We start from the raw sequence: 6,028 nt of genomic DNA, 5'->3' as shown, positions 1-6,028 counted from the left end.
CTCCTCCAGGATAGGCATGACCTCAACGCCGGCAAAGCTGGTCTGGCGCTTGCCGTTGGCGTTAAAGGGGCTGATGCGCTCCATGCGGTGGTTGCCCTTCTCGGCGGAAAGATACCCGTAGGCATAGGGGCCTTCAATCAGCAGGGTGGCCGACTTGATGCCGGCCTCTGCCCCTTGCGAGTATTCCGAAAGCGTGACCTTGTAGCCCTGGTTTTCCGCCCAGCGGGTGTACATCTTCAGGAGCATCTCCGCCCAGTCTTGGGCATCGGTTCCCCCCGCGCCAGCGGTGATGGTGAGGATGGCGCCGTTTTTGTCGTAGGGGCCCGAAAGCAGTTGCCGCAGCTCCCATTGGCCGAGCTCCCGCTCCACCGCCGCCAGGGATCCGGACACTTCGGCCAACAGCTCCGGGTCCGGGTCTTCTTGCAGCAGCTCCAAGGCGCTGGCAGCATCCTCTAGGCGATCCTTCCAGCGGTGGATTTGATCCCAGGAGGCCTTGAGGCTGTTGAGCTGTTGCAGGTGGCGGCGGGCCGCCTCGGCATCGTTCCAAAACTGCGGCTGCGCTGCTTCCTGCTCCAAAATGGCGATCTGCTGCTCCAGGTGGGGCAGGTCAAAGATAGTCCTGAGCACTGCTCAGGCGCGAGGTGAGCGATTCTAGGGTGCGTCTCAGATCGGCCAGTTCCATAGAGAGCATCAAGAGAGAGCATCAAGCTGCGCTTCGGCTCTCATCCTAGCCTGTAGGCTGGCAATTCAACCAAGGGATCCAGCTCTTTTGCAGGTTTGCTGCAACACTGTGAACCGCATTCCTGGCCAATTGGGTGATCCCGCGCCGGCTCTAGGACGCGACAGAGCGGCCTTGGGCGATGGCTTTTGCCGAAGGATCCCTGTCGGAGCACCTCAAGCCCGTAGCAGAATGGAAAATCTTGTTTTGGAGGCCGCTATGCTGAGGGTCTTTTCCTTGCTTTCCGGACTGGTTCTGGCTGGGGGGGTGGCTGCTTTGGCCATCACCAATCCCACCCCGGAAGAGTACGGAGCCTACGCAGGAGACCAATTGGCTGCCTATGCTACACGGGAATACTGCGCCCAGATCCCAGCTTTTTTGCCCACCCTCATTGAGGAATGTCACGCCCTTGTGCAACAGCTGCAACCAGAGCTGGTGGAGCTGTTTCTGCGCCAGACCCGCCGGCAAAACTTCATCCTCTTCAGCCTCTACAGCACCGATTTGTCGTTGCTTAACTTTGGCCCGCTGGGGATCTCCCTGCCCACCTACCACTTTGAAACCTTGGCCGTGGCAGGGCAATTCTATACCTATGAGATCCGCGAGGGCAAAACCACTCCCCAAAAGGGCTAAACCTGGGCCTGCTCCAACAGCGCTTGCAATTCCTCCAGGGCTGCCTGGGCCGACTGCGCCTGCTGGTAAAGGGATTGCACCATCTCGGCGCTGGCCTGGGCCGATTGCAGGGTGGCTTGGCTTTGGCGTTGGATGCGCTCTGCCAAGCCGCGGATGCGGTTGCTGGCCTCGGTAGTGCGCCCCGCCAACTTGCGGATCTCCTGGGCAATGGCGCCAAAACCCCCGCCCCCACCGCTGCGGTTGGCCTCTACAGCCGCGTTAAAGGAGAGCAGACGAATGTAGCCCGCCACCTCTACGATCACGTCGACGATGGTGTTGATTTCTTTGAGCTCGCGGGATAGCTCCTGGTTGCTGTCGGCAATTTCCTGAAATAGGCGGCGCACCGCCTCTACCCCAGCAAAGGTGGCGGCAAAGGTGGATTTGCCCTTCTCCGAGAGCACCGAGCTGATCTCGATGATGCGAGCGTTGAGGCGGGCCAGCTCTTCCGAGCGCTGCTGGGCTTGGCGCCGCTCCCGATCCAAAGCCAGGTTTTGGCTGAGGATCTCGGCTTTTTGCCGCTCCAGATCGCGGGCATACTGAAGGCTGCGGTTTTTTTCCTGCTCCAGCTCGGCCAAGAGCCGTTTCATCTCCTCCTGCTGTTCCCGCAGCCTCTGCTGCGTGGCCAAGTATACCTGGGACTGGGCCACCAACAGCACCGGCACATCCAAAAGGCGGTAGTCTTGCGGGCCAATTTGCACCACCACCGGGTCGTAGATGGTTTCTTGGGGCCGCTGGAAGGCCTGGCTGGCCGCTTGCAACACATCGCAGTCGCCGGACAGAAGGAGAAAACCCCGGCCATGGAACTCCACCATCGAGCTGATGGGCCGCTTCAAAAACACGTCTAGGCCGTAGGGCTTGCTCAGCATCCACTCCAAAATGGCGCGCCGGGTCAGCATCCCCTGCACTTGTGACCGCTCATCCAACACGATCACCCCCGAAAGGCTGCTGTCATCCTCTAGGCGGCGCACCACGTTCTCGCAAGGGGTGGACTCGCTCACCTGAAAGTCCACCAGGGCCAGATCGCGCAGCTTGGTGTGGATCGAGAGGGTGGGAGTGGGCGGATTGGTCAGGGTAGCCATCACAGGGATCCTCGGCGCAGCTTGGGTCGAGACAGGTAGCCAGTAGATGTGCTATGTATTGGGAAACACACAAAAGTGGCTCTGGTCGGCTTGCCAGGAGACTACTGCCGACTGCATTTAGTTTGCCTTGGGATCTCGTTCCCTGGCTACGGTCGCAGGCTGGGGATCGGTTGAAAAAAAAGACAAAGGCGGGTTTTTCCCGTTGCCGAGTGGGGATTCCGGCAAGAGGGGATACTCCAAATCCGCGATTTGGCCGGCTCTGAGCTCAGCGAGGCTCTTGGTAGCGGTGGTAGATCTCTAGAATTTCGCCGCGGCCACGGGTAAAAGCGGCCACTACGTGGGGATCGAAGTGGCTACCGCTTTGGCTCTCCACAAAGCCAAAGATCTCGTCTAGGTTCCAAGCTTCTTTGTAGGGGCGGCGGCTGGCCAAAGCGTCGAAGACATCGGCCAAAGCCACGATCCGCCCTTCCAGCGGGATCTCTTCTCCCTTAAGGCCCCGCGGGTAGCCGCTGCCATCGAATTTCTCGTGGTGGGTGAGGGCAATGATGGCGCTTTTTTTCATCAGCTCCGAGTCCGATTTACTGAGGATCTCGTAGCCAATCTCGGGGTGGCGGTTCATAATTAGACGCTCTTCGGGGGTGAGGGGGCCTGGCTTTTGCAAGATGGCATCCGGGATCCCGATTTTGCCCACATCGTGCAGGGGGCTGGCGTAGAAAATCAGCTCCTGTTCATGGCTGGAGAGGCCCAACTCTTTGGCGAGAATGCGGGAATAATGGCTCATCCGCTTGAGGTGAAAGGCGGTGTCTTGATCCCGGTATTCGGCAGCCTGGGCCAGACAGAAAATCGTTTCCAGGTGAGCAGCTTTCAGCTCTTCCCGCAAGCGCACATTTTGATAGGCAACCGCCGCCTGGGAAGCCAGGGCTTCGGCCACTTGGACTTCCAGCTCAGAAAACGGCTGGCTCCAGTCAGCCACCTGGTCGGGCGCCAGGTCAGCAGGGCGATCCGGCCTGAGGCGGTTCAACAGTTGCAGGGCACCGAGGATGTTTCCTGAGGGATCCCGCAGCGGCACCGTGAGCAAAGAGCGGGTGCGGTAGCCGGTCTGCTGATCGACTTGGGAGTTGAAGGCATAGGGCAAGCCCGCTGGCAAGCGATAGACGTCCGGCAAATTCAAGCTCTCCCCCGTGAGCACCACATAGCCCACAATGCTGGAAGGAGCAAGGGGCAGGCGCAGATCCTGCAGCTCCTCGTTGCGGTTGACCACGAAAAAGCGCAACTCTTCTCCCTCCCGGATGAACAGGCTAGCGCCATCACAGCAGGTTAGCTCGCGGGCTTGGGCGACAATCAGTTCCAGCAGGCGCCTTAAATCCGTTTCCGAAGAAAGGGCGATCCCCACTTGGATCAGCCGCTGACTCAGGCGCAAGGCAGCAGCAGCCTCGAATTTGGCTTCGCCAGGAGAGAGATCGAAGGGGGAAGGCCCATGGGACATAACCTGATCCTCCGGTGGGTTACGAGGGTTCTCAGGGAAGCGGGGTTAGAGCTCTGGCAGGGATCCTGCCGCTGCTCCGATGAGGCTAGGGCCGCCTATCCAAAGGAACTCTGCTACTCTACTTTACCTAGGGAGGCAAGAGACGCTGTGACCCAGGTCAAGACCCAGCCGCCAGAGGAGGTTGCCCTCCAGCTCATCGTTGGCCTAGGCAATCCTGGCCCGCAGTATGCCAACACCCGCCACAACTGCGGCTTTATGGTAGTGGATCGGTTGGCAGAGCGCTGGGGGATCCCATTAGCTCTGGAAAAGCAGTTCCAAGGCAGCTACGGAGAAGGTTTTGCCCTGGGGGGCAAGCGGCGCCTGCTCAAGCCGGCGACTTATATGAATCGCTCTGGCGAGGCAGTGCGGGCAGTCCTGGATTGGTACAAGTTGGATCCTGCCTCGGTTCTGGTGGTGTACGACGATATGGACTTGCCCCTGGGTCGCCTGCGGCTGCGGGGATCTGGCTCCGCCGGCGGACATAACGGCATGAAGTCTGTCATTGAGCACTTGGGCAGCGAAGCCTTCCCCCGCTTGCGCCTGGGCGTGGGCAAGCCCAAAGGCCACCAAGACAGGGTTGGGCATGTTTTGGGGAGCTTTGAACCCGCTGAGCAGGCAGTGCTGGACCGGGTTCTAAGGGCGGCAGTGGCAGCGGTGGAGTGTTGCTTGCAAGAAGGATTGAAGACGGCCATGAACCGCTTCAACCCTTTGGATTTCTCTGGGCCAGATCGGCAAGATCAGCCAGCTCCTCTCAACCCAGCCAAGACTGCGCCCGGAGAAAGCTGATGCCGGGATCCCGCCCCGCTGTCTGACTAAGCAAAGTCGCCTCATCAAGGACTGCGTCCGGCCACGCGATCTTCCACCCGCGGCAATTCCTCAGAACCGCCTGGCCGCGTCAGGGAGTCGGCTTCCCCAGTGGCAGGAGAGGGCAAGGATCCCTCCAGGTTGCTACCGATCCCTCGCCAAGCCAGAGAACCGGAGGCTTCGGCGGCCTGAGCGCACAGCTTGGCGCGCAGCTCTGCCTCCTGCTTGGGCTTGAGATAAAGGTTCTCCAGCAGCACCGCCATACCGGCTACCCAGGGGGGCGCGATCACCGCCCCAACAATGCCCAACAACTGAGTGCCCCCCAGCACCGCCAGCAATTGATACAAGGGCTTCACCCGCACCGAGGATCCCACCAACAAGGGATCCAACACATAGGTTTCCAGGTTTTGCACGGCAACGTACAGGATCAGCACCCACAAAAAAGTCCAGCCCCCTTGGACGATGGCCACCACCAAAGCCGGCAGGGATCCCAAGACTGGGCCGATAAAGGGAATCAGATTGGTAAACCCGGCGATTACCCCCAGCGCCAGCGCAAACTCCGACAGGCCCAAAAAGCGGAGCGAGACGGCAATCATCACCCCCAAAATGGCCGAGACCAAGATCCGCCCCTGGATGTAGCCCCCCATACGTTGCGCCATCGGCTGCACCTGCTGGGCCAACCGCTCATTCCAGGGGTAGGGGAACAGCTCCACCAGGCCCTGCACCAGGTCAGAGCCGCTCACCAGTATATAACCGGAAATGAAGAGGGTCAGCACTACGGTCAACAGGCCGCCCAGCAGACCGCGGGTGAAATCGAAGGACTGCACCAGCAACTGTTGTCCTGAGCGAACTGCCCAGTTCATCAGCGACTGCGGATCCAGCAACTGGTTCAAGTAGTCCAGCGCCGCCGGATCCACCCCTGCCAGATCGGCAATCCAGGTGTCTGCTAACAGTTGGAGCCGCTCCAGGTAAGAGGGCAACCTTGCCAGCAGCCGCTGGGTCTGGGTCACCACCGTCGGACCCATGAGCAGAGCTAAGCCGGCAATCCCGGCAATGAAACTCAGATAAACCACCACCACCCCCAGCCAACGGGGGATCCGCATCCGCTCCGCCAGATCCACCAGGGGAGCCAGCGCCGCCGCCACCACCACCGCGATCATCACAGTTACCACCAGGTTGCGCAGTTGCCACAGCAACAGCAGCAGCATCCCTGTGGCCACTACCAGGGCTATG

5 protein-coding genes and 1 pseudogene are annotated in these 6,028 nt (G+C 60.3%); 2 read left to right on the top strand and 4 right to left on the bottom strand.

The annotated features are described in order from the left end of the window. Positions 1–682, bottom strand: a pseudogene (locus tag NW809_RS10050) (PCRF domain-containing protein); the annotation flags it as partial. A 255-nt stretch (positions 683–937) separates the two neighbouring features. Here NW809_RS10050 and NW809_RS10045 point away from each other — a divergent pair. After that, a complete protein-coding gene (locus NW809_RS10045; RefSeq protein ID WP_240527379.1) occupies positions 938–1,348 on the top strand; it encodes a DUF4359 domain-containing protein in 411 nt (136 codons plus the stop codon). On the opposite strand, the gene NW809_RS10040 is transcribed toward NW809_RS10045, so the two are convergent. Further along, positions 1,345–2,466, bottom strand: a complete 1,122-nt coding sequence (locus tag NW809_RS10040; RefSeq protein WP_414402049.1) for a methyl-accepting chemotaxis protein — start codon at positions 2,464–2,466, stop codon at positions 1,345–1,347. The genes NW809_RS10045 and NW809_RS10040 overlap by 4 nt on opposite strands. A 265-nt stretch (positions 2,467–2,731) precedes the next feature. Beyond that, positions 2,732–3,952 carry an HD domain-containing phosphohydrolase gene (locus NW809_RS10035; RefSeq protein ID WP_414402048.1) on the bottom strand — a complete coding sequence of 407 codons (1,221 nt, stop codon included), beginning with the start codon at positions 3,950–3,952 and terminating at the stop codon, positions 2,732–2,734. Positions 3,953–4,099: 147 nt separating this feature from the next. On the opposite strand from NW809_RS10035, the gene pth reads away from it, so the two are divergent. After that, complete coding sequence (gene pth, locus NW809_RS10030) at positions 4,100–4,777, top strand: aminoacyl-tRNA hydrolase (RefSeq protein ID WP_414402047.1); 678 nt, start codon at positions 4,100–4,102, stop codon at positions 4,775–4,777. A 44-nt stretch (positions 4,778–4,821) separates the two neighbouring features. Here the strand turns inward: pth and NW809_RS10025 are convergent, their stop codons facing one another. Continuing rightward, positions 4,822–6,027, bottom strand: a complete 1,206-nt coding sequence (locus tag NW809_RS10025; RefSeq protein WP_414402046.1) for an AI-2E family transporter — start codon at positions 6,025–6,027, stop codon at positions 4,822–4,824. Position 6,028 lies beyond the last annotated feature (1 nt).

Source organism: Synechococcus sp. WC101, from assembly GCF_047461555.1.
Taxonomy (GTDB): Bacteria; Cyanobacteriota; Cyanobacteriia; order Thermostichales; family Thermostichaceae; genus Thermostichus.
This window is presented reverse-complemented; position numbering and strand designations above follow the sequence as displayed.

Bases quoted from the DNA above. Each gene is read 5' to 3' on its own strand.
- NW809_RS10045 (WP_240527379.1), top strand. From the start codon at position 938: ATGCTGAGGGTCTTTTCCTTGCTTTCCGGACTGGTTCTGGCTGGGGGG.
- NW809_RS10035 (WP_414402048.1), bottom strand. From the start codon at position 3,952: ATGTCCCATGGGCCTTCCCCCTTCGATCTCTCTCCTGGCGAAGCCAAA.
- NW809_RS10040 (WP_414402049.1), bottom strand. From the start codon at position 2,466: ATGGCTACCCTGACCAATCCGCCCACTCCCACCCTCTCGATCCACACC.